The 23,493-nt window shown below is 39.1% G+C and carries 22 protein-coding genes; 5 read left to right on the top strand and 17 right to left on the bottom strand.

Features of this window, described 5'->3' with window-relative positions:
- Window positions 1-18: 18 nt before the first annotated feature.
- From ACWPWK_RS17330 to yceD, 13 genes are all read right to left on the bottom strand, one after another.
- The gene (locus ACWPWK_RS17330) at window positions 19-804 is read right to left on the bottom strand and encodes a metal-dependent hydrolase (RefSeq protein WP_109372886.1); all 786 of its coding nucleotides are present in this window, start codon (window positions 802-804) and stop codon (window positions 19-21) included.
- Between the two features lie 199 nt (window positions 805-1,003).
- Window positions 1,004-1,987, bottom strand: coding sequence for a DNA polymerase III subunit delta' (gene holB / locus ACWPWK_RS17325; RefSeq protein ID WP_109372885.1), 984 nt, complete (start codon window positions 1,985-1,987; stop codon window positions 1,004-1,006).
- Complete coding sequence (gene tmk / locus ACWPWK_RS17320) at window positions 1,984-2,631, bottom strand: dTMP kinase (protein ID WP_109372884.1); 648 nt, start codon at window positions 2,629-2,631, stop codon at window positions 1,984-1,986. Before tmk ends, holB begins: the two co-directional genes overlap by 4 nt.
- 2 nt (window positions 2,632-2,633) lie before the next feature.
- Complete coding sequence (mltG, locus tag ACWPWK_RS17315; protein ID WP_109372883.1) at window positions 2,634-3,656, bottom strand: endolytic transglycosylase MltG; 1,023 nt, start codon at window positions 3,654-3,656, stop codon at window positions 2,634-2,636.
- Between the two features lie 17 nt (window positions 3,657-3,673).
- Entirely contained in the window at window positions 3,674-4,501 is an 828-nt protein-coding gene (gene pabC, locus ACWPWK_RS17310) for an aminodeoxychorismate lyase (RefSeq protein ID WP_109372882.1), read from the bottom strand.
- Window positions 4,502-4,634: 133 nt separating this feature from the next.
- Window positions 4,635-5,876, bottom strand: a complete 1,242-nt coding sequence (fabF, locus tag ACWPWK_RS17305; RefSeq protein WP_099076186.1) for a beta-ketoacyl-ACP synthase II — start codon at window positions 5,874-5,876, stop codon at window positions 4,635-4,637.
- A gap of 74 nt (window positions 5,877-5,950) precedes the next feature.
- Window positions 5,951-6,187: an acyl carrier protein gene (gene acpP / locus ACWPWK_RS17300; protein ID WP_004247087.1), complete on the bottom strand. Its 237-nt coding sequence runs from the start codon at window positions 6,185-6,187 to the stop codon at window positions 5,951-5,953.
- Window positions 6,188-6,344: 157 nt separating this feature from the next.
- Window positions 6,345-7,079 carry a 3-oxoacyl-ACP reductase FabG gene (gene fabG / locus ACWPWK_RS17295; RefSeq protein WP_109372881.1) on the bottom strand — a complete coding sequence of 245 codons (735 nt, stop codon included), beginning with the start codon at window positions 7,077-7,079 and terminating at the stop codon, window positions 6,345-6,347.
- 8 nt (window positions 7,080-7,087) lie between these two features.
- Window positions 7,088-8,020: an ACP S-malonyltransferase gene (fabD, locus tag ACWPWK_RS17290; RefSeq protein WP_109372880.1), complete on the bottom strand. Its 933-nt coding sequence runs from the start codon at window positions 8,018-8,020 to the stop codon at window positions 7,088-7,090.
- A 19-nt stretch (window positions 8,021-8,039) separates the two neighbouring features.
- The gene (locus tag ACWPWK_RS17285) at window positions 8,040-8,993 is read right to left on the bottom strand and encodes a beta-ketoacyl-ACP synthase III (RefSeq protein ID WP_109372879.1); all 954 of its coding nucleotides are present in this window, start codon (window positions 8,991-8,993) and stop codon (window positions 8,040-8,042) included.
- A gap of 4 nt (window positions 8,994-8,997) precedes the next feature.
- Window positions 8,998-10,035 (bottom strand): phosphate acyltransferase PlsX, encoded by a 1,038-nt coding sequence (plsX, locus tag ACWPWK_RS17280; RefSeq protein WP_109372878.1) that lies wholly within the window; start codon window positions 10,033-10,035, stop codon window positions 8,998-9,000.
- A gap of 24 nt (window positions 10,036-10,059) precedes the next feature.
- Complete coding sequence (rpmF, locus tag ACWPWK_RS17275; protein ID WP_006537252.1) at window positions 10,060-10,230, bottom strand: 50S ribosomal protein L32; 171 nt, start codon at window positions 10,228-10,230, stop codon at window positions 10,060-10,062.
- A 5-nt stretch (window positions 10,231-10,235) separates the two neighbouring features.
- A complete protein-coding gene (gene yceD / locus ACWPWK_RS17270; RefSeq protein ID WP_023582576.1) occupies window positions 10,236-10,769 on the bottom strand; it encodes a 23S rRNA accumulation protein YceD in 534 nt (177 codons plus the stop codon).
- Between the two features lie 141 nt (window positions 10,770-10,910).
- Between yceD and ACWPWK_RS17265 the strand changes: the two genes are divergently transcribed.
- Together ACWPWK_RS17265 and ACWPWK_RS17260 are read left to right on the top strand one after the other, a co-directional pair.
- The gene (locus ACWPWK_RS17265) at window positions 10,911-11,510 is read left to right on the top strand and encodes a Maf family protein (RefSeq protein WP_109372877.1); all 600 of its coding nucleotides are present in this window, start codon (window positions 10,911-10,913) and stop codon (window positions 11,508-11,510) included.
- A gap of 46 nt (window positions 11,511-11,556) precedes the next feature.
- Window positions 11,557-11,958 (top strand): hypothetical protein, encoded by a 402-nt coding sequence (locus tag ACWPWK_RS17260; RefSeq protein ID WP_109372876.1) that lies wholly within the window; start codon window positions 11,557-11,559, stop codon window positions 11,956-11,958.
- 104 nt (window positions 11,959-12,062) lie between these two features.
- On the opposite strand, the gene rluC is transcribed toward ACWPWK_RS17260, so the two are convergent.
- Window positions 12,063-13,016: a 23S rRNA pseudouridine(955/2504/2580) synthase RluC gene (gene rluC, locus ACWPWK_RS17255; RefSeq protein ID WP_109372875.1), complete on the bottom strand. Its 954-nt coding sequence runs from the start codon at window positions 13,014-13,016 to the stop codon at window positions 12,063-12,065.
- Between the two features lie 531 nt (window positions 13,017-13,547).
- Between rluC and rne the strand changes: the two genes are divergently transcribed.
- The gene (gene rne, locus ACWPWK_RS17250) at window positions 13,548-17,006 is read left to right on the top strand and encodes a ribonuclease E (RefSeq protein ID WP_109372874.1); all 3,459 of its coding nucleotides are present in this window, start codon (window positions 13,548-13,550) and stop codon (window positions 17,004-17,006) included.
- A gap of 177 nt (window positions 17,007-17,183) precedes the next feature.
- Here the strand turns inward: rne and tmaR are convergent, their stop codons facing one another.
- Both tmaR and ACWPWK_RS17240 read right to left on the bottom strand, forming a co-directional pair.
- Window positions 17,184-17,522: a PTS system regulator TmaR gene (tmaR, locus tag ACWPWK_RS17245; protein WP_036937771.1), complete on the bottom strand. Its 339-nt coding sequence runs from the start codon at window positions 17,520-17,522 to the stop codon at window positions 17,184-17,186.
- Between the two features lie 256 nt (window positions 17,523-17,778).
- The gene (locus ACWPWK_RS17240) at window positions 17,779-19,041 is read right to left on the bottom strand and encodes an MFS transporter (RefSeq protein WP_109372873.1); all 1,263 of its coding nucleotides are present in this window, start codon (window positions 19,039-19,041) and stop codon (window positions 17,779-17,781) included.
- A 268-nt stretch (window positions 19,042-19,309) separates the two neighbouring features.
- Between ACWPWK_RS17240 and ACWPWK_RS17235 the strand changes: the two genes are divergently transcribed.
- Together ACWPWK_RS17235 and sbcB are read left to right on the top strand one after the other, a co-directional pair.
- Complete coding sequence (locus tag ACWPWK_RS17235; protein WP_109372872.1) at window positions 19,310-19,921, top strand: LysE family translocator; 612 nt, start codon at window positions 19,310-19,312, stop codon at window positions 19,919-19,921.
- A 113-nt stretch (window positions 19,922-20,034) separates the two neighbouring features.
- Complete coding sequence (sbcB, locus tag ACWPWK_RS17230) at window positions 20,035-21,465, top strand: exodeoxyribonuclease I (RefSeq protein ID WP_109372871.1); 1,431 nt, start codon at window positions 20,035-20,037, stop codon at window positions 21,463-21,465.
- A gap of 68 nt (window positions 21,466-21,533) precedes the next feature.
- Here sbcB and dld read toward each other — a convergent pair whose 3' ends face one another.
- Window positions 21,534-23,294, bottom strand: coding sequence for a D-lactate dehydrogenase (dld, locus tag ACWPWK_RS17225; RefSeq protein WP_109372870.1), 1,761 nt, complete (start codon window positions 23,292-23,294; stop codon window positions 21,534-21,536).
- Window positions 23,295-23,493 lie beyond the last annotated feature (199 nt).

Below are 23,493 nucleotides of genomic sequence, written 5' to 3'. Positions count from 1 at the left end.
AATTCCTGATTAATTCTATTAAGCAGGTAAGTTTTGAATATGAAAGAGCTTAGCAAAATTGCGTGTTGTTTGTTGCGCTAACTCTTCAACACTGACGCCTTTTAAGACAGCCATATATTCTGCAACATCACGGACATAAGCTGGTTGGTTTTCTTTTCCGCGATGAGGAACTGGCGCTAAATAAGGGGAGTCTGTTTCAACTAAAATTCTATCAAGAGGAACAATGCGAGCAGCTTCTCTAATTTGTTCAGCATTTCTAAATGTTACGATGCCAGAAAAAGAAATATACATTCCAAGATCAAGTAATGCTGTTGCAGTTTCTTTATCTTCAGTAAAGCAATGCAGAACACCGCCACAATCTTGAACTTTCTCTTCTTTTAAAATGGATAAAGTATCTTCTCGAGCACTGCGTGTATGCACAATAACGGGTTTATTAACTTGGCGTCCAATACGAATATGCTCACGGAAAATTTCACGCTGTAAAGCCGCATTTTCTTGTTGGTAATAGTAATCTAGCCCTGTTTCACCTAAAGCCACAACATCAGGGGCAGCGGCTAAACGTGCTAATTCTTCAATATCATGACCTTCATCTAAATTTAAAGGATGGATCCCACAAGAAAAGGCGATATTGTCACGTTTACCGATTAGCTCACGCATACTCTTAAAGCCCGGTAATGTGGTTGCCACTGCTAACATATATTGAACATCTCGCTGCTGTGCTTTTTCGACAACATCATCAATATTTTCATGTAATTTTTCATAATCTAAGCTGTCGAGATGGCAGTGTGAATCAACTAAAAACATAACTTACTCTCATTTATCTGGTACGACTTATATACTCGTCATCCTTCAAGTTGCAGGGGGTTGGCTACGCTCAGCTACCCGAATCACATAAATGAGTATGCTCATCAGGATATCTTTGCTTGCCGCCTACCTACAACTCGAATGATTTAGAGTATAGGTGTTTTTTATTACAGCTAATCCATAATTAATATATAGCTAATTAATTTTTTGTGATTAGCTGATTTTCCCAATCTAGTAGCTGTTCTACTAGTAATAACTCTCTATTTAATGCAGGAATGGTCATTAACTGATAACGACACTGTTTCCATCCATCAATAGTGGATAATAAAATATCCGAAGGCCATTGTGATAACGCCATAATCAATGCTTGCTGGTCTTGATTCACACAATACACTTGTGCATTGGTTTGGTATTTTAATGCATCAAGCAGTAGTGATAATAACCAATACAAGCGACGTTCTGCATTATCTTGATTTAATTGTGGTAAAAATGCATATAAATCACGTTGTTGGATGCTTGTATATAAAGCTTGGCAAAAAGCCTCTCTTTCTTTCCACTCATCTTTCAATAATGAAAGCGCTAAAACGGGGGCATTCTGAGATAAATTTAATGCCGTCACACTATTTGCATAAGGTATATTTGGTAATTGTTGCTGTAACCAGTGCGTTGCGTGTTGGAGATCTGGCGTTACCAAATGGTAATAAAAACAACGGCTACGCAATGTCGCTAATAAAACCTCTGGTTGCTGACAATTCAGTAAAAAATAGGTGTTTTTAGGCGGCTCTTCTAACGTTTTAAGCAATGCATTGGCTGCCGCTTCAGTTAATGCTTCAACGTCTTTTATCCAAACAACTCTAAAACCACTTTGCTGAGCATGATGCTCCAGCTTTTCAGTCACTTTTCTTACTGCTTCAATACCAATCGAGGACTTACCCTTTTCACTCTGCAAAACATGCCAATCAGGGTGTGTTTCAGCAAGCATCAAACGACAGCTATGGCATTCATTACAACTTTTTAATCCCTGTTTATTCTGGCACATTAACCAACGACTTAACCCATAAGAGAGTGCTTCGCCTCCCATGCCTTCTATCGCATGTAAAAGCAAAGCATGATGACCACGCCCTTCTTGATACGTGCTAATAAGTTGTCGATATGCCTGATTTAGCCAAGGATACCAATTCATAGTGATTTATTTTCCTGCTGAACTAGCCACGTTGTTAATGTTTGACGGATATCTGCTTGTACTTTTTCAATAGCTTGGGATGCATCTATTGTGATAATAGAGTCATCACCTTTGGCTAAGGCCTGATAACGTTCACGAGTACGATAAAAGAAATCCATTGATTCTTTTTCAATTCGGTCTAATTCGCCTCGAGCACGCGCTCTGGCAAGACCAATAGCCGGATCTAAATCAAGATATAAGGTTAAATCAGGGCGAAAATCACCAAGAACCGTATTACGAAGTGACAACATAAGATCTTTATCTAAGCCACGCCCACCACCTTGATAAGCTTGTGAAGAGAGATCGTGTCTATCTCCAATCACCCATTTACCTTCTGCAAGCGCAGGTTTTATCACGTTCTCAACAAGCTGAACACGCGCTGCATATAGCATTAAAAGCTCTGCTTTATCTGTCACTTTTTCGCCGTCAATACCTTGCTTGATGAGTTCACGTAGTTTTTCAGCAAGTGGTGTGCCACCGGGTTCACGCGTAAAAGCCAGATTAGTGATACCTTGTTCTTTTAATGTATCAATAACCGTTTGAATTGCGCTGGTTTTTCCAGCGCCTTCTAATCCTTCAATTACAATAAATTTGCTGTTGTTCATAATTATCTTTGTTGTAAGCGTCGGTATTGCGCGACGGCCTTATTGTGTTCATTGAGTGTGGTTGAAAATTTATGACCACCCGTTCCATCCGCAACAAAATAGAGATAACGTGTATCCGCTGGATGTGCAGCAGCTCTAATTGAAGCAACACCAGGCATTGCTATTGGTGTTGGTGGTAAGCCATCAATTTGATACGTGTTATAAGGTGTATAGCCATTTAAATCACTACGGTAAATCGTGCCTCTATATTTATCACCTAAACCATAGATGACTGTTGGATCAGTCTGTAATCGCATATTAGTTTTTAATCGATTGACAAAAACAGACGCAACCTTTGTTCTTTCAGCATCAATACCCGTCTCTTTTTCAATAATTGATGCCATGATAAGCATTTCATAAGCGGATTTATACGGTAAGTCACTATCGCGTTTAATCCACTCTTCTTCTAATGTTTTTTCCATTTGTTGGTAGGCACGCTTTAAAATTGCGACATCAGTCGTACCCGCGGTGTAATGGTATGTATCTGGCGCAAACCAACCTTCTAGATTAGTAATTTCAGATCTTATTCCTATTTCTTGGCGTAATTTATCAGCGTCCAGAGTATGTGCAACGGTTGTTAGTTGAGGCGCTTGCTCAAAAATAGATTGCCAATCTTTTAAACGGCTTCCTTCAATAAAACGGATTGTAAACTGTGCCTCTTTACCACTTTTGATAAGCAGTAAAACATCACGTAACGTCATACCCTTTGTTAAGCGATAAGTCCCCGCTTTAAATTGGCTTAGTTCTGGCTTTGCTTTTAGCAAAATTTGGAAATAATCCCCTTCATTAAGCAGATTATTTTTTATTAGCAGTTGCTCCATGGCAACACGTCCCGTTCCTGCTGGAACAGTAAGTAACATTTCATCTTGTTTTACAATAACATTTTCTTCTAAGCCTCGAATATGCTGCATCACATATAACGCCATTGCACCAAGGCTAATTAATAAGGCAAAAAAAACTATCCATACTATTTTTTTTATCTTCATTTATAACTCATTAAATTCTATTTAAGTGACAAACTGTGTTGTAAAACAACATGATAATAATCCCTACTAGGATATTGATAGCGCTTATCATCTGAAAAAGTGATTTGTGAAACGGGGATCACTGGCATCAACGCATTTGTTAACCATATTTCATCAGCTTGATAAAGTGTTTCAGGTTTTTCTCTCACAATATCAATTTCCCAATGATTTTTTTGAGCTAATTGAAAAATGGATTGACGCATAATGCCATTTACCCCTGAGTTAGTCAGATTTGGTGTAAAAAGCCTATTTCCTTTGCGCCAAAAAAGATTCGCCGCATTGGCTTCAACTAAATATCCTTCATGATCACACACTAAAACATCATCAAATTCTGTTTTTTCTAAATGATATTTGATAAGGACTTGTTCTAAGCGATTGAGATGTTTTATCCCTGCCAACAAAGGATTTTGCCCTAAGGTAACAGGACTTATACCAAGCGATACACCTTCACTTTGCTGGTGGAGATAATGGGTAGGATAAGATGATAGTGACATTATTACGGTCGGCGTTATAAATCCATTGGAGGAATATCCTCGTCCACCATAGCCACGACTAATGATAACCTTAATAACACCTTTCGTTTGAGTGTCTGAGGCAATATCTATAATGTGCCTTTCTAAGTCAGACCAATTAGGATGTGGTAGAAAAAGCGCATCACAACCTTGTTTTAAGCGATTGATGTGGGCAGGTAACAAAATTGGGTTGCCATACTCAACGGCAAGCGTAGTAAAACAACCATCACCAAACTGTATTGCACGGTCACTTACATCGACATTTTGTTGCTGTTGTCCATTTACCCAATACATCTAACACACCCTACATCTATGTTATTGATATCAATCTGTACATGATAAAACAACTGGCAGTAAAAGGACAAAATAAAAGACCCAGAATAATCCTGGGCCTTTAGGTATTTTTCAGTTTTCTACAAAAAACGGGTTATACGCGCTTAAAGAGAATTGAACCGTTGGTACCACCAAAGCCGAATGAGTTACACAGAGCATATTCCATGTTCTCAACTTTACGTGCTTTATGTGGAACAAAATCAAGATGACAATTTTCGTCTTGATTATCTAGGTTTATTGTTGGAGGTACGATTTGGTCACGTAACGAAAGGATTGTAAAGATAGACTCAATTGCACCCGCAGCACCTAATAAGTGACCTGTCATAGATTTTGTTGAGCTAACTAATACATCAGTACCTTTGCCAAATACATTTTCTACTGCTTGTGCCTCAGCAACATCGCCTGCATTTGTTGATGTACCGTGTGCGTTGATATAACCCACTTCTGATGAGGCAATACCCGCATCTTTCAGTGCATTTGTCATAGCCAGCGCACCGCCTTCGCCATTTTCTGCCGGTGAAGTCATGTGATAAGCATCGCTGCTCATACCAAAACCAACCACTTCAGCATAAATTTTAGCGCCACGGTTTTTAGCGTGTTCGTACTCTTCAAGAACAAGAACACCCGCACCATCACCTAATACAAAACCATCACGATCTTTATCCCATGGGCGGCTAGCCGCTTGAGGATTGTCGTTACGTGTTGATAATGCACGAACAGCACCAAAACCACCCAAACCTAATGGTGTGGTTGCTTTTTCGGCACCACCTGCCAGCATTGCATCTGCATCACCATAAGCGATAATACGTGCAGCATGTCCAATATTATGAACACCTGAAGTACACGCTGTTGCAATAGAGATTGTAGGGCCACGAAGACCATACATAATGCTTAAATGCCCTGCAACCATGTTAATGATGGTTGAAGGTACAAAGAATGGGCTAATTTTACGAGGGCCGCCATTCATCATAGATGTATGGTTTTCTTCGATAAGGCCTAAGCCACCAATACCAGAACCAATAGCAGCTCCGATACGACTTGCATTGGCTTCTGTTACTTCAAGACCTGAATCCGCAATGGCCTGCACACCTGCTGCAATACCATATTGAATGAAAAGATCCATCTTACGCGCGTCTTTACGCGAAAGATTATAATCTTCGTGATTGAAATCTTTTACCAATCCAGCGAATTTAGTCGCATGATGACTGGTGTCAAAATCTTCGATAAGGCCGATACCACTCTGTCCGGCACACACTGCTTCCCAAGAAGCTTCTGCGTTATTACCGACAGGAGATAACATGCCTAGTCCGGTCACAACTACACGACGCTTAGACACGCTTATCCTCCAAGGAGGGAAAAAGTTTAGGATTAAAAATATAGGCGGTCGAGTGACCGCCTAGATTAGCAAGCTTATTTACCTGCGTTTTCAACGTAATCAATAGCAGCTTGAACTGTAGTAATTTTTTCTGCTTCTTCGTCTGGGATTTCGATATCGAATTCTTCTTCCAGAGCCATTACCAGCTCAACTGTGTCAAGAGAATCAGCGCCTAAGTCATCAACAAATGAAGCTGAATTTACAACTTCTTCCTCTTTAACACCCAGTTGTTCAACAATGATTTTCTTAACGCGTTCGTCGATAGTGCTCATACTATTAAATTTCCTATCAAAACTCGCTTGCGCGATGATTTTCTTAGTTTATAAATACAGGAAAAGATCTAACCAATCCCGACTGTGTGGACTACTTTATTTGCTATATTTTGCATTATATTGTACGCAAAAAGCAAATATAAAGACGTCCCCATAATTAGATCATGTACATGCCACCATTGACATGCAATGTTTCACCCGTGATATAGCTTGCTTCATCAGAAGCTAAGAAAGCTACAGCACTGGCAATCTCTTTGGCATCACCTAAACGGTTAGCAGGGACTTGAGATAAAATACCTGCTCTTTGGTCGTCTGTTAATGCTCTAGTCATATCAGTTTCGATAAAGCCTGGAGCAACAACATTCACCGTAATGCCACGGGAAGCAACTTCGCGTGCTAATGATTTACTAAAACCAATCACACCCGCTTTCGCCGCCGCGTAGTTTGCCTGTCCTGCGTTACCCATGGTTCCAACAACAGAACCAATCGTAATTATACGACCATAACGTTTTTTCATCATAGCACGCATAACTGCTTTAGACAGACGGAAGACTGATGAAAGATTAGTGTCAATGATATCTTGCCACTCATCATCTTTCATGCGCATCAACAGGTTATCACGAGTAATACCTGCATTATTGACCAAAATATCAATTTCGCCAAATTCAGCGCGCACATCGGCTAAAAATTTTTCGATAGAGTCGTTTTCTGTGACATTTAACACAAAACCCTTACCCTTACCGTCTAAATATTCGCTGATAGCTTTCGCACCGTTTTCACTCGTTGCTGTACCAATTACTGTCGCACCGCGTGCAACTAAATCTTCTGCAATCGCACGGCCAATACCACGGCTTGCACCAGTAACTAGCGCTATTTTTCCGTCAAATCCCATGAGATCCCTCAGTCATTTCCTAATGCAACATCTAATGATGCAATATCATTAACTGCTGCAGCGTTCATTTCTTTAGAAATACGTTTTGTTAAGCCAGTTAATACTTTTCCTGGCCCGATTTCTAATAATTGTGTGATACCTTTTTCAGCAATAAGTTCAACCGTTTCAGTCCAGCGAACTGGATTATAAAGCTGGCGAACTAATGCATCACGGATTGCATTTGCATCAGTTTGTGCTATCACATCAACGTTATTAACGACCTGAATTTCAGGTTGTTTAAATTCGATTTCTTGTAATGCAACCGCTAGCTTATCAGCAGCCGGTTTCATTAAAGCACAGTGAGAAGGCACGCTTACTGCTAGTGGTAAAGCACGTTTAGCACCCGCTTCTTTACATAACACACCAGCACGCTCTACGGCTTCTTTGTTACCCGCAATAACAACTTGGCCCGGTGAGTTAAAGTTTACAGGTGAGACAACTTGTCCTTGTGCTGCTTCTTCACAGGCTTTTGCAATAGCGTCATTATCTAAGCCAATAATCGCATACATTGCACCCGTCCCCGCAGGTACGGCTTCTTGCATCAGTTGACCACGTAATTCTACTAATTTAATTGCCACAGCGAAATCAATAACTCCCGCACACACTAAAGCAGAATACTCGCCAAGACTGTGACCTGCCATCATTTGTGGTATTTTGCCTTGTTTTTCTTGCCATACACGCCAGATAGCAACAGAAGCTGCTAATAATGCTGGCTGTGTTTTCCATGTTTTGTTTAGCTCTTCTTCTGGACCATTCTGAACTAAGTCCCAAAGAGAGTAACCCAATACATCAGATGCTTGAGCAAATGTTTCAGTCACGATTGGATATTGCTCTGCAAGTTCTGCAAGCATTCCAACAGCTTGTGATCCCTGTCCGGGAAAAACCATTGCAAAATCAGTCATGTTTATTTTCCTGATAATATTAAAAACGGATAAGTGCAGAACCCCAAGTAAAACCGCCACCAAACGCTTCTAGTAAGATTAACTGACCACGTTGAATGCGATTATCTCTTACAGCTTCATCTAATGCTGTTGGGACTGATGCTGCTGACGTATTGCCGTGGCGATCTAATGTCACCACTACTTTATCCATTGTCATATCCAGCTTTTTCGCTGTCGCTGAAATAATTCTTAAATTTGCCTGATGAGGCACAAGCCAGTCCAGTTCAGATTTATCAATTTTGTTAGCTTCAAGTGTCTCATCCACAATGTGGGCAAGCTCACGAACTGCGACTTTAAAAACTTCATTTCCTGCCATAGTCACGTAAGCAGGTAAATCGTCATTTTCTCTACTCTGATAAGGTAGTGCTAATAGATCACCAAAACGGCCATCAGAATGTAAATGAGTAGAGATAATGCCTTCTTCTTCTGATGCGCCAACAACCACAGCACCTGCCGCATCACCAAATAGGATAATCGTGCCGCGATCTTCTGGATCTAAAGCGTGAGATAATCTGTCAGCACCAATAACCAGTGCTTTTTTAACAGAGCCAGCTTTAATAAATTGATCCGCAATACTTAATGCATAAACAAAACCTGAACATGCAGCCGCAACATCAAAAGCAATACAATCACTAATACCTAATGCATTTTGAATTTGGCAAGCCGCACTTGGAAATGCATGAGAGCCAGATGTAGTTGCAACAATAATCAATCCAATGTCTTGCTTATCAATACCTGACATTTCTAATGCTTTTTCGCCAGCACCCGCTCCCATCACGGCAACAGTTTCTTCTTCTGCTGCAATTCGACGTTCATGGATACCCGTTCTGGTAACAATCCACTCGTCAGATGTTTCAACCATTTTTTCTAAATCGGCATTAGTTCGCACTTGTACAGGCAAGTAACTACCAGTACCTAAGATTTTTGTATACATTCTATCAATCGCTCTTGGGTAATACTGTTGTCAGTCGTGAAGCAATTCGCTCTGGAATTTTTCGCTCAACGGCATGAACAGCCTGTTCTATTGCTGCTGTAAACGCGCTTTCATTTGCGCCACCATGGCTTTTAATGACGATACCGCGTAATCCTAACAGAGAAGCACCGTTATACTGGTCGGGGTTCATATGTCCAAAACGCTTAATTAGCCGCTTTTGTAACCACTTCTTCAATATTTTCATCCACCACGACGTTTTTTTATTTTCGGTAGTAGAAGATTTAATCAATGAAAGGAAAACTCTGATAACCCCTTCCATCGTTTTAAGGGAGACATTACCTGCGAAGCCGTCACACACCAATACATCAGTTTTGCCTGTCAGTAATTCATTACCTTCAACATAACCAATATAATTAATATTCGGTGTCGATTTTAATACCGTAGCAGCTTCGCGGATATTATCTAATCCTTTGCTCTCTTCTTCACCAATATTTAAAAGCGCCACTTTCGGTGAATCAATCTCTGCTATCTCTTCGGCCATAACTGCGCCCATTACCGCAAACTGCACCAGCATTTTGCTATCACAGTTAACGTTAGCGCCTAAATCAAGAACAACCGTCTTGCCTTTTTTCTGATTAGGTAATATCGAAACCAGTGCGGGACGTTCAATTCCATCAATTGCATTAAGTCGAAGTTTTGCTAATCCCATTAACACGCCAGTATTCCCTGCACTTACACAAGCCTGTGCTTCCCCTGTTTTCACGAGATCAAGTGCCACTCGCATTGATGTCCCTTTACTTGCTCTAATAGCTTGTGAAGGTTTGGCATCATTGGCGACAATATGTTCTGCGGGTATAACTTGTAAACGGGAGATTAGCTCAGCATTTTGATTTGCAAGCAGAGGAGATATAGAGTCTGGTTGACCTACCAGCAATATTTTTAAATGAGGATTAGATGCCAGCGCCCGCAAACAAGCAGGCACTGTGATGCGAGGACCGAAGTCCCCGCCCATCGCATCTAACGCTATGGTTAGATTTGTCAAGGTATCAACGAGCTATAAAGCTAATTACTTGTTGATAACCTTGCGACCACGGTAGTAACCGTCAGCAGTTACATGGTGACGCAGGTGAGTTTCACCAGAAGTTTTGTCAACAGAAACTTGAGTTACTGTCAGCGCGTCATGAGAGCGACGCATACCGCGTTTAGAACGAGTTGGTTTGTTTTGTTGTACGGCCATTGACCTTACTCCTTAGTACTTTTCTTTAAACTGGCTAATACGGCAAATGGATTTGGCTTCTCTGATAATTCTTCAGGGAGTTCACCAAACACCATATCCGCGTCGGACACTTCACAGTGTTCAAAATCATGTACCGGAACCACCGGCAAGTTGAGGATTATTTCATCTTCAATCATTGCCAGCAAATCTATTTCACCAAATTCGTTTACATAAACTGGTTCATATTCTTCCGGTAATGTCTCGGCCCGTTCATCACTGACAACAGGGCTAAAACAATATGTTGCGTGAACATGATACGGAAAATGGCCACCACAACGTTGACATTCTAAAGTCACATCCACATCGGAATGCCCTTTAATCACGGCAAGACGTTGATGGTCAATATCAAATGATAAAGCCACGTCAATATTACTGTCCACACTGACCACCGATTCAGCTAAGCGGCTTACTTGCTCTGGAGAATAATGACCGTCATAGTCTAAATTCTTTTGAGCTGCTCGCAGCGCATCAATGGTCAGGGGTAATTTTACCTTTTGCATAAGGCGCGCATATTATCTTTGTAATGGAATATAGTCAAAGAAAAAGGCGGGTTATCTACACCTTTCCACCAAAATTCGCTTTATCAGCGGCGCATAGTTTAGAATGTCAGGCATCATTTTGCTACGGATTTTAAAAAAAATATGTTGCCACTCGTCCTTGCGTCTACTTCACCCTTTCGAGCTGAGTTGCTGAAAAAGCTTGGAATGCCCTTTATACAGGCATCTCCAGAGATTGACGAAACCCCGATGCCCACAGAGTACGCTCAAGATCTTGTCAGTCGCTTATCCTATGAAAAAGCCAGCGCTTTACAAGCAAAATTTCCACATCACCTTATAATTGGCTCTGATCAAGTTTGTGTACTGAATAAAAAGATCACGGGAAAACCCCATAATTTTGATAATTCCTTTGCACAATTAAAACAAGCTTCAGGACAATGTATCTCGTTTTACACCGGATTAACTGTATATAATAGCCTAACTTTAGAACACCAAACTCATTGTGAATTATTTCAAGTTTACTTTCGTCATTTAACTGATGAAGAAATTATCAGTTATTTAAATAAAGAAATGCCTTTCAATTGTGCTGGAAGTTTTAAATCTGAGGGACTAGGCATTACTCTATTTGATAAACTTGTCGGCGATGATCCAAATTCTTTAATTGGTTTACCACTTATCCGATTGAATAAAATGTTGCTCTCGCAAAGAATAAACCCATTATTTTTCTCTGATGATCACAAATGAATCTGGTCATCTTATTTTTTAATCTTATGTAGCGATAAAGCGTATTATGAATAAATTAGCATCAGTCTTAACAGCTTTAGTGATGGCAACAGCATTAGTGGGTTGTTCTGATGAAAAAGACACTGAAATTTCAACAACAAAAGCAACTAACACGACAAATACTATCCAAGACAGTGTGATTTCAGACAAAAAAGATGACAGCAAATCCTTATTTAAAAAGAATTTCGTCAGTAGCTGCATATTAGGTTCGGGCATTACTGATGATGCGCTAATTCCTCAAATTGCCGAAGTGTGTGAATGTACTTACGACGGCATTATTAAAAATTACGGAATTAACGAATTTATCCGTGTAGATATGGAAATGCGCAAAAACGGCTCAAAATCACTGCCTAAAGAGTGGGATATTGATAAAATTGTTGAGCAATGCATGACAAAAGTGGAAGGTTAATTCCATTTTCCACTCACTTTCTTTGTGGTTTAAGAAAAGCAATACGCCCAACAAACTGGGCGTATTGAGTATTCGGATTTTCTGTTGAAATAAAAATTTTCGACTTAAGATTTTTGACTACGTAATACTTGCAAACAATGGCGTAGCTGATTATCCATTGGCGCTTCAATTCGCATTTGTTCACCCGTTGAAGGATGAGTAAATGTCAAAGAACTGGCATGTAAAAATAGGCGATTAAGTTTTGTTCCTACCAATTGTGAATCAAAATCACGATCACCATAACGATCATCAAATGCAATAGGATGACCTGCATGTAATGTATGCACACGAATTTGGTGTGTTCTTCCTGTCACAGGGCTTGCTTTCACTAATGTGGCAAATTCAAAACGCTCTTCCACTTTAAAACGCGTTTCAGAAGGTTTTCCTTCATTGCTTACTTTAACGACTCGCTCACCACTTTGAAGAATATTTTTCAACAACGGTGCCTGAACAACTTTAGTGTGAGATTGCCATTGCCCACGCACTAAGGCTAAATAATCTTTCTGCATCTGTTTTAAGCGTAATTGCTCATGCAAAGCACGTAATGCTGAACGTTTTTTTGCAATTAGCAAAACACCCGATGTATCTCTATCAAGACGATGTACAAGCTCTAAAAAACGCGCTTCTGGGCGCAATGCACGTAAACCTTCAATCACACCAAAACTTAACCCACTTCCCCCATGTACAGCCGTACCAGAAGGTTTATTGATGAGCATTAAATGGTCGTCTTCATATAAAATACAATTTGACAATGCAGCGACTTTATCAAGCTTTGGTGATACCGCGACTTCTTCTTTTTCCGATACTCGCACAGGAGGTATACGGATGCTGTCACCCGTATTGAGTTTGTATTCAGGTTTAATTCGCCCTTTGTTAACTCGAACTTCCCCTTTACGGATAATTCGGTAAATCATACTTTTTGGTACACCTTTTAAGCGTGCCAGTAAAAAATTATCGATACGCTGGCCTGCTTCATCGCCATCAATGGTGACGAACTGAACTTGATTAAATGATTTCATAGTGGCGATTCTTTGGCTCTCTTAAAATAAAAATAACAAACAACTTTGTGGTGTACAAAATAACATCAAATCTGTCGTCTATTTTAACCCGAATAATGGGAAAAAGACGAAACATTAGCTAATCTCTCATATTTATACAGAAAAAGTCACCAAAGCAGAAAAGTCATCTTGCTATAACCCTAACACCAATGGAATAATGCAGACTCTCCTGATTATGTTTATCAGGTATATTTATGAAAATTTTGTTTGTTTGATTTTCAAAATGCAGCAATGGCGTAAGACATAGTCGAAAATCAAACAATTTAGTATGCCATAAATACATCGCTTATTGAGTTGAAACATCGTGTTCAATTAAAGAGTGCTGAATTTTTGAACTAAAAATCAGACTCACCGACATATTGCACCTCTATACAATCGACAACCGTGAGGTTGACGCATTTGTAAAAGACACGAGGTCATCGGTTATCAATAGTGTAATTACGTATGTTAGTGGCACATTATAAAACGTGAAAATAACGAGTAAGTCACAATATGAAAAGAATGTTAATTAACGCAACTCAGCAGGAAGAGTTGCGTGTTGCCCTTGTCGATGGGCAACGCTTGTACGATCTGGATATCGAAAGCCCCGGTCATGAACAGAAAAAAGCGAATATCTATAAAGGTAAAATCACTAGAATTGAACCCAGCTTAGAAGCCGCTTTTGTTGATTATGGTGCGGAACGCCACGGTTTCCTTCCTATCAAAGAAATAGCCCGCGAATACTTTCCTAGTAATTATCACTCCCATGGTCGTCCTAACATCAAAGATGTCTTAAAAGAAGGTCAGGAAGTTATTGTTCAAGTTGATAAAGAAGAGCGTGGTAATAAAGGTGCAGCATTAACCACTTTTATCAGCCTTGCAGGAAGTTATTTGGTATTAATGCCAAATAATCCTCGTGCGGGTGGTATTTCTCGCCGTATTGAAGGTGAAGACCGTACTGAACTCAAAGAAGCTTTATCAAGCCTTGAAATCCCAGATGGTATGGGTCTGATTGTACGTACAGCAGGTGTTGGTAAATCTGCCGAAGCACTACAACAAGACTTAAGCTATCGTTTAAGACACTGGGATGCTATTAAGAAAGCGGCTGAGAATCGCCCTGCGCCATTCTTAATTCATCAGGAAAGTAACGTAATTGTTCGCGCATTCCGCGACTACTTACGTCCTGATATTGGCGAAATTTTAATTGATAACGCAAAAGTCGTTGAAATGGCGCGTAGCCATATTGAAGCGATTGGTCGTGGTGATTTTGCTAGCAAAATTCGCCATTACACAGGTGCAGTACCTCTATTTAGCCATTACCAGATTGAATCACAGATTGAATCTGCTTTTCAGCGTGAAGTTCGCCTTCCTTCTGGTGGCGCTTTAGTTATTGATACAACTGAAGCATTAACAGCGATTGATATCAACTCCTCACGCTCAACCCGTGGCGGTGATATCGAAGAAACTGCGTTCAATACTAACTTAGAAGCGGCTGACGAAATCGCACGCCAATTACGTTTACGCGACTTAGGTGGTTTAATTGTTATCGACTTTATCGACATGACGCCTGTGCGCCATCAGCGTGAAGTTGAAAACAGAATGCGCGAAGCTGTTCGCCAAGATCGTGCTCGCATTCAAATTGGACGCATCTCTCGCTTTGGTTTATTAGAGATGTCTCGTCAACGTTTAAGCCCTTCATTAGGTGAATCTAGCCATCACGTTTGTCCGCGTTGCTTAGGCACCGGTACTATTCGTGATAACGAATCACTGTCACTTTCTGTGTTACGTCTTATCGAAGAAGAAGCACTTAAAGAAAATACACATGAAGTACATGCGATTGTACCTGTTCAAATCGCCTCTTATTTGCTTAACGAAAAACGTAAAGCAGTGACTGACATTGAATTACGTCAATCTAATGTCAAAGTGGTTATTGTTCCTAATGACCAAATGCAAACGCCTCATTTCTCTGTTATTCGTGTGCGTAAAGGCGAAGAAATTACCTCTCTGAGCTACAACTTAGCGCAATTCCATGAGAGCCAGTTAAATGAAGCTGAGGACGATGTTGTTACAGAGCGCAAAGCGCCTGAACAACCTGCTATTTCAGCCTTTGGATTGCAAGAAGAAGAGCCGATTGAAGCGACGAAAAGCAAAAAAGCACCTCAGCCTCAAGCTAAACCTGTTAAATCAGAACAAGCTCAAGGTACAGGTTTCTTTGCCTCTATCGCAAAATTCTTCTCTAACTTATTTAGTAGTGAACCAGAGCCTGTGGTAACACCAGAAAAACCACAGGAAAATAAGAAAGAAAATAACGACAATCGTCGTGATCGTCGTAATAACAATAATCGACGTAATAACAATAATCGCCGTGACCGTGATAACGATCGTAATCGTGATAACGCAAATAGCGAAGACAATCGCAAAAATCGCAATCAAAAACCACAAACAACGCCAACAACTGAAGTTAATAGTGAGCAAGAGATTGCAGAACGCGAAGCTCGTCGCCAACAGCGTCGTGAACAACGTGCGGAACAGCGTCGTCGTCAAGAAGAAAAACGTCAACAGCAACAAGAAGCGGCTAAAGCACAAGCGGCTCTTGCTGAAAATGATACCGTTGCAAAAGATAGTGCTGATGAGAAGAAAGAAGAACCTCGTCGCCCTGCTATGCAACGCCGTAATCGTCGTCAATTAGCACAATCTGTACGCGTAATTGACAATGATAATGCATTGGCTGTTGTACCCGTTGTGACTGAAAAAGCCGTTTCTGAGCCTCCTGTTGCAACAACACAAACTAAAGTTGCGCCAACAGAAAAATCAGCACCTAAAGCAGTCGCTGTTGCGAAAGTTGAAGCTAATGAAGCACAAGCTGTAAAAGCATTACCTGATGCAACTAAATCACAAGATGACAATAAAAACGAAGATAATAACGGGCAAGATAATGTTATGCCACGTCGTTCTCGCCGTTCACCTCGTCATTTACGTGTAAGTGGTCAACGTCGTCGTCGCTATCGTGATGAGCGTACCTTAACAGTATCACCAATGCCTCTGGCAATGGCGGTGGCTTCTCCTGAACTTGCTTCAGGTAAAGTTTTCATTCGCTATCCAATCACACCAATAAGTGATGCACCATTTATTGAGAATAATGCTGAAAACAACAATGACGTTTCTGTTGAAAACCACATTATTACTCATCAAGATCCACAAATGGTCGCTATCGCACCAGAGGTTTCAGAAGCCATTGTTGCTGATATTGCACAGGTAGGATCGACTGAATCAACTTATTCTGTCACGGTTAGTACTGAATCAACCACAGAGGCTGTTACTGAAATTATTGCAGTAGAGCCACAAGCTGTGCCTGTTGAAACTAACGACATTATTGAAAACAACGTTATCAGTGATGTCATTAATGAAGTGAACACAGAAGAGCATGTTACTCGTAAAGAGAACATTTCAGCGGTATTAAATACCACTGAAGCTTATATGCATGAAACTTCACAACAGGCTGAAACAAACATCGCGCCAGAAGAAGTTGCACAAGATACAGTTGCACCAGTAGAGAGTGAAATATCAACGCCTGAGCCTCAGCCTGTTGAAGCAGTAATAGTAGCTACTGAAGAAACTGTTGAACAACATAAAGAAGTTACTGCTGAAACCGTTGTTGAAGCTGTTATTGAAACGGTTATTGAAGACCAGCCAGAAGAAAACGCAATCTCTGCGGTGGAAATTGATACGGTAACAGAAAGCAAACCAACTGAAGTCGTTATTCGTCAAGAGCCTGTTGCAGTTGCACGCCAACTACATGCAAGCTCACCAATGACAAAAGCGCCAGCCGCTGATGAAACACCTGTGGCAATTGAAATCAAAGCATGGGAAACACGTCCAGCTTTTGATAAGAAAGGCCGCACAGGTGCGGGTGGACATTGTTCTACTAATCACGCTTCTTCAGAAATGACTAAAGCTGAAAGTCAAAACTGATAATAAGGTGTTATTAAGAATATCTTGATAATACTTCTAAATTGAGAACCCACTTTTTAGTGGGTTCTTTTTTTGGGTAACTATTAGCAAATTAACTGAGTATTTATTAAGCCAACATAAAAAAGCCCCTGAATATTCAATTCAGAGGCCTTCGATTTCTTATTCTTAGTAAAACAATCAGTCTTTTAGATCAGGAAGATTTTTAATTTCACCCATCGCTTTTAACTGCTTAGATAATTCACGGCGCTCTTTAGACAGATCGGCATTTTTAATAATGTAATCGTCAACACGATCGTCATAGTCACTACGCATATTAGCAATAATACCCAATACATCTTCAATCGACATACCCGGTTTAATGTATTCACTTAAGTTGTCTAACAAAAGAACACGTTTTTGGTTATCACGGATCTTTTTCTCATTGTCAGTGATCTCACGACGGATTTTGTTTTTACGACGATACATACGCACAAACTCCAGTACGTTTTGGAAAGACGGCTTGTTTGCGTTATCCATTTCCTACACCTTTACAATTGATATTTAAGATAAATAGTTCTGTTTAAGATTATCGCTTAATCGTGTCAATAAACAAGCAAAGTTTACAAATTTAATTGATTTTGCTTAATTAACAATTAATTAGGATGATATGCATTAATAAATATAGTCAACATTCTTTAACTCGTAAATGTTCACTTAATTAATGATAAAAAAATGGCTACACATTTTTACTGGTAGCCCAAATCGATACTACAAAGGATAAATTAATCAGCGATTAAATAGTCTGTGTTTTGTTTTGATCTTCATGTTGTAAACCATCAAGTGGCAGTAATGCTTCAGCATCTGAACGTAAAAACATTGCTGAGAAAAGTGTTGTCCCTATCACAATACATCCCATCACCATATAGGTTGGTGCAAAACCATAATGATCATAACCATAACCCGCTAATGGAGATAATAATGTAGCAACAATAGAGCTAACACATTGAAAACCGACTAAATAGAGTGTTGAAGATAAACGTTTGTCAAAGTGTTGACTGTTATATTTAAAAATTGAAATTAATAAAATAGGTAACTCAACAGCATGTAATAATTTCATACAAGAGATCAAGACTGGCCCTTCGACTAGTCCTGAGCCAATAATACGTGCCGCCATAACACTGCTTGCCAGTAATAAGCCGTTTTTAGCACCTATTCTATTGACCAGAAAAGGCGCGACAAACATACCACCAGCTTCTAAGAATACCTGCAATGAATTCAGATATCCGTACATCTCATTACCCTGCTGTAAGGTTGCAAATTGCGATGAGAAAAAGACGGGAAACTGTTGGTCATAAACCCCATAAACACAGGTGCCAATAACAAACAAAATAAGCGCCCAAAAACGAGGCAGCGAAAGTAAATTCAGTGCGTCTTTTATGGTAATAGCCGATGTTTTACCATGCTCTAATTGATTAAATGCGTCTGATTTATCTGTTTTCAACAGTGTTAAAAGAATTAAGAACACAACACCAGAAACAGAAGCCATCACAAAATTATAATTAGGATCGATGTTTATATTGTGTCCTGCAATAAATGTTGCAGATGCCCAACCTAGCGATCCCCACATTCTCGCCCTACCGTATTCAAAACCACGAATACGACTAACACGCTCTGTATATGACTCTAATACGCCAATCCCCGCATTAAATGTCATACCTACATATAAACCTCCTAGAATGGAGCCAACAAAAATATTCCAGCGAAGTATTGATGCGAAACCTAGAAAAAATGGTCCAGAAAGAATAAGTAATACTGCAATCACTAATAATAAATTCTTTCTTAGTCCTAATTTATCTTGAATAAAGCCATATAGAGGTTGAGCACATAACGCAATCAGAGAAATTGCAGAGAATATCAATCCAGTATCTATCGCTTTTAATCCTACATACTGATTTAACCAAATAGAAACTAATGAAAAGGATGAAGACCAGGTAAAAAAGAAGAAAAACAACAGCGCACTTAAGATCGCATAGTATTTTTTTGAGTCTTTGTTCATTGGTTGAGCGCCTTATAAAGTCATTTCACCCTTAAATGTTAACGTTAACTTTTAAGTTCACAAACAATTATATCGCTTTAATGTGACATAAGGCACATAAGTTAACGTTAACAACTCGAGTTATGTGCTCTAGATCTACCTTTATCTTTATTGCCATTACTGACAGTAAAACGCACGAAAAGGCATCATATAATCCCTTTTCTTTAATCTCCTTTGTTAAAATAACAGTGTCCTCCATAATTCGCTTAAAACTATCTAAGACAATACTATGGATATACTTGGTTTTATTATTACGTTACTACCTATAATTATCTCACCGGGTGCAAGTTTTACAATTGCTTTAGATAACACCTTAACCTATGGCATAAAAGGGTTATTGATCACGATTATAGGTACCGCATTAGGCATTATTACTCACGGGCTTTTGGTCGGATTAGGAATAACAAAATTATTAGTTTCGTCCCCTTCTGCTTTTATGGTATTAACCATTCTTGGTAACTTGTATTTAATTTATCTTGGAATTTCTTTGATACGTTCTGGATTAAAAGCCTCTAAAAACACCACAATTATTCATCAAAAAGTCTCTATCAAAACAGCTTATATTGCTAATGTGCTTAATCCTAAAGCAATTATGTTATATCTTGTGGTTGTTTCTAGTTATGCTGGTGCGACGCCAACACTAGGTAATTATCTTGCTTTATCTTCTATTCATATTTTCATGATGAGTATCTGGCTAATTGCTTGCTGTGGCTTTATTTTATTGTCATCACAAAAGATCAATATTGTTATTATGAAAAAAGTAATCAATATTAGCGGTGGTACGCTCCTACTTATTCTCACAGCAACACCTTATATTAAACACTACATAAGCACGCTTTGATCTGACATTTCACGTTTACCGCATTATGGTTTACCATGGTCTTAATTAAACCCAATACAACTCATTGAGTAATGATTTAAAAAAAATCATCAATAAATTTACGGTAGGAAACCTTGTCTAATTCAGCGAAAACGCCCACATTTTACGTTCATGACTACGAAACCTTTGGCACGCACCCAGCACTTGATCGCCCTGCGCAATTTGCGGGTGTAAGAACCGATATGGATTTCAATATTATTGAAGATCCTCTCGTTATTTATTGCAAGCCTAATGATGATTATCTGCCTCACCCAGAAGCCGTGATGATCACAGGAATAACGCCACAAGTTGCGGCAAAAAATGGGGTGATTGAAGCCGAATTTACTCGTCAAATTCATCAAGCTTTTAGCCAACCTAATAGTTGTATTATGGGCTATAACAACCTTCGATTTGATGATGAAGTCACACGAAATATCCTTTATCGTAATTTTTATGATCCTTATGCTTATAGTTGGCAAAAAGGAAATTCACGTTGGGATTTACTTGATGTTTTACGTGCCTGTTATGCACTGCGCCCTGAAGGTATTGTTTGGCCTGAAAATGAAGACGGTTTTCCAAGCTTCCGTTTAGAATTATTAACCAAAGCAAATGGTATTTCTCATGAGAATGCACATGATGCGATGTCTGATGTTTATGCCACCATTGCGATGGCAAAAAAATTAAAACAAGCTCAACCGCGCATGTTTGATTATTTCTTTAATTTACGCGATAAACGCAAAGTACAGGCGCTAATTGATATTCCAGCAATGACACCGATTGTGCATGTTTCAGGTATGTTTGGTGCCGCACGCTCTAATTTGAGCCTTGTTGCACCATTAGCGTGGCATCCTGATAATCGCAATGCAGTTATTGTTTGCGACTTAGCCGCAGATATATCGCCTTTATTAACACTCGATTCAGACCAATTGCGTGAACGTTTATATACACCACGTAGTGAATTATCAGTCGATGAGCCACCAGTTCCAATTAAATTACTGCATATTAATAAATGCCCCATTGTGGCACCGCAAAATACATTAAGACAGCAAGATGCAGATAGAATTGGTTTAGATGTTGATACTTGTTTAAAAAACCAGGCACTATTGTTTTCTCATCCTGAAATACGCAATAAAGTCGTGGAAATATTTGCACAACAAACACCTTTTGTAGTCTCTGATAATGTTGATTCACAAATTTATAATGGTTTTTTCAGTGAAAATGATCGTAGTGCGATGGAGATTATTCGCTCAACGCAACCACAGAATTTACCCGCTTTAGACTTAACATTTGAAGATGCGAGAATGGAACCTCTGTTTTTCCGTTATCGAGCAAGAAATTATCCTTCAACGCTTAATTATGACGAACAACAACGTTGGTTGGCGCATAGAAAAGAGATGTTAACGCCAGAAAAACTAACCGAATATATTAATACTATTCAGTTATTAGCTGAAGAACATGCCGATAACGAGGAAAAATTAAAACAGCTACAAGAGCTTTATTTATATGCTCAAGAGATTGCGAGCTAATTGATAAAATAAAAGGCGGGTTTTATCCTGCCTTTATTCTTTAATTTAATAAACACAATCTACAACAATTATTTTTTATTCTCTGTATTAGCATCATTATGAGCATGTCCACAGCCACACTCTTCTCCCCAATATTTTAGTTTTGAGGTTTTACCAATACCCGGGTTCATGCTATTGGTTGGATCGTTATGCTTATAGAATGCTTTTAATTGAGGTTTAGCATAATACATATGACCTACGTTATGCTCTGCGGGATATTCAGCTCCACGCTGATCTAATAACGCCAGCATTTCTGCTTTTAATGCTTTAGCATCAACACCTTTTTTAATAATATAATCTTGATGCATAACGTGACACATAAAATGCCCACAATAGAGTTTATAAAGTAATTTATTCTCTATTTCAGGTGGTAGCTTTTCAAACCAATCTTTGTCATTACGGCGCAATGCAATATCTAATGGCAACACATCTTCTACATCATTAACATGAACGGCATGATAACGCACAGCAGCACCTGCGGCAGCAAAACGATGCAAAAAGGCTTTATTTCCCTCTTCTTCAGTACATTCAAAATAATCACCTGATGCTAGCTTAAAGTATTCTTTTAAATAAGTTGCGGCTTCTTCAATTCCATCATCTGCCATTCTTAACATAAGATGATGTTCATATTTGTCACGAAAATCAGTCATACGCTCTGGTAAATGAGCTGGCCATAGTTTGCTCATAAACTGCATGGTTCTGTCCACCATGTTTTTAGGTAAGAAAGGCACTTTATTTAATACCGCATCTACTCGCCCTTTTACGGCAAATAATATTGGCATTTTATCTGTACCTAATTTATCAATCACCAAAAATGTGTCTTTTCCATACACTTCAGCCATTTTGTAATAGCTTCTATGCATATATTCCCCAGCAACAGGCAACTTTTTAAAATGGCTTAAAATATGACGACGAATATCTTCAAGTTCGTCCGGATTATTAGTACCAATATAAAAAACCTGAGTGCGATGATCTGCTGGGAAAGTATCTAATCTCACAGCAAATACCGATAATTTTCCTGCACTCCCTGCTGCTTCATATAAACGCCGTTCATCATTGTTAAAACGAGAAGGTGTATTAGCATCGACATCACGTATACGCTCATGATATTCATGATCAGAGGCTAGTTTTTCTGTCGTTTGTATCTGTTTTTCATGATAATGACGATTATCTAAATTAGTTAATATCTCTTCTGGTGTTTCACCTAAATCAATACCTAAATGGTTAACTAATTCAGCTTCACCTTTTTCATTAACGCGAGCATAAAGCGATAATTCGGTATAAGCAGGCCCGCGGCGAACTAAAGCGCCGCCCGAGTTGTTACAAATTCCTCCTATCACCGACGCACCAATACAAGAAGAGCCAATAACAGAATGAGGTTCTCGCCCTAATGGCTTTAATACTTTTTCTAAATGCCATAACGTACTACCAGGGAAAGCAATAACTTGATTATGCTCTGAAAGAACCTGTATTTTATCTTGGCGTAATGTACTAATAATCACGATATCTCTATCATAATCATCGCCATTAGGCGTTGAACCCTCTGTTAATCCAGTATTCGCCGCTTGCATAATAATAATTTTATCGGCTTCGACACAGGTTTTAAAAACTCGCCACTGTTCTAATAGATTAGCGGGAAAGACAACAGCCAACGCCTTACCTTGCCCTGAACGAAAACCTTTGCGATAACGTTCTGTTTTATGTGCTTGTGTTAATACTTGTTTTTTACCAACGATACCTTCAAGTTTGCGAATAAAATGTTGATTTACAGAACTATTACTCTCATTCATTTTACCTATCCTATTCCTGTCTTGTCTGATTAATCTTTTATTTGCCCATTTTTATTATTACTCATAAGACTATGTGCAAAATATAAACTTATCATTTATATAACTGCTTTTATACTGCTATCCTCATTTCTTTAAAAATAACATTTATTGATTTATAATCACTTTTATTATTTAAAGATAATTGCGATATTTATTTCTT

It is taken from the genome of Proteus sp. Marseille-Q3619 (assembly GCF_965283115.1).
This window is presented reverse-complemented; position numbering and strand designations above follow the sequence as displayed.

Excerpts from the sequence above, each read along its gene's own strand:
- ACWPWK_RS17285 (WP_109372879.1), bottom strand. The coding sequence starts at position 8,993 with ATGTATACAAAAATCTTAGGTACTGGTAGTTACTTGCCTGTACAAGTG.
- fabG (WP_109372881.1), bottom strand. The coding sequence starts at position 7,079 with ATGGGATTTGACGGAAAAATAGCGCTAGTTACTGGTGCAAGCCGTGGT.
- holB (WP_109372885.1), bottom strand. The coding sequence starts at position 1,987 with ATGAATTGGTATCCTTGGCTAAATCAGGCATATCGACAACTTATTAGC.
- tmaR (WP_036937771.1), bottom strand. The coding sequence starts at position 17,522 with ATGGATAACGCAAACAAGCCGTCTTTCCAAAACGTACTGGAGTTTGTG.
- dld (WP_109372870.1), bottom strand. The coding sequence starts at position 23,294 with ATGAATGAGAGTAATAGTTCTGTAAATCAACATTTTATTCGCAAACTT.
- rne (WP_109372874.1), top strand. The coding sequence starts at position 13,548 with ATGAAAAGAATGTTAATTAACGCAACTCAGCAGGAAGAGTTGCGTGTT.
- rpmF (WP_006537252.1), bottom strand. The coding sequence starts at position 10,230 with ATGGCCGTACAACAAAACAAACCAACTCGTTCTAAACGCGGTATGCGT.
- mltG (WP_109372883.1), bottom strand. The coding sequence starts at position 3,656 with ATGAAGATAAAAAAAATAGTATGGATAGTTTTTTTTGCCTTATTAATT.
- ACWPWK_RS17235 (WP_109372872.1), top strand. The coding sequence starts at position 19,310 with ATGGATATACTTGGTTTTATTATTACGTTACTACCTATAATTATCTCA.
- acpP (WP_004247087.1), bottom strand. The coding sequence starts at position 6,187 with ATGAGCACTATCGACGAACGCGTTAAGAAAATCATTGTTGAACAACTG.
- ACWPWK_RS17265 (WP_109372877.1), top strand. The coding sequence starts at position 10,911 with ATGTTGCCACTCGTCCTTGCGTCTACTTCACCCTTTCGAGCTGAGTTG.
- tmk (WP_109372884.1), bottom strand. The coding sequence starts at position 2,631 with ATGAACAACAGCAAATTTATTGTAATTGAAGGATTAGAAGGCGCTGGA.
- ACWPWK_RS17330 (WP_109372886.1), bottom strand. The coding sequence starts at position 804 with ATGTTTTTAGTTGATTCACACTGCCATCTCGACAGCTTAGATTATGAA.
- rluC (WP_109372875.1), bottom strand. The coding sequence starts at position 13,016 with ATGAAATCATTTAATCAAGTTCAGTTCGTCACCATTGATGGCGATGAA.
- ACWPWK_RS17260 (WP_109372876.1), top strand. The coding sequence starts at position 11,557 with ATGAATAAATTAGCATCAGTCTTAACAGCTTTAGTGATGGCAACAGCA.
- fabD (WP_109372880.1), bottom strand. The coding sequence starts at position 8,020 with ATGACTGATTTTGCAATGGTTTTTCCCGGACAGGGATCACAAGCTGTT.
- pabC (WP_109372882.1), bottom strand. The coding sequence starts at position 4,501 with ATGTATTGGGTAAATGGACAACAGCAACAAAATGTCGATGTAAGTGAC.
- ACWPWK_RS17240 (WP_109372873.1), bottom strand. The coding sequence starts at position 19,041 with ATGAACAAAGACTCAAAAAAATACTATGCGATCTTAAGTGCGCTGTTG.
- yceD (WP_023582576.1), bottom strand. The coding sequence starts at position 10,769 with ATGCAAAAGGTAAAATTACCCCTGACCATTGATGCGCTGCGAGCAGCT.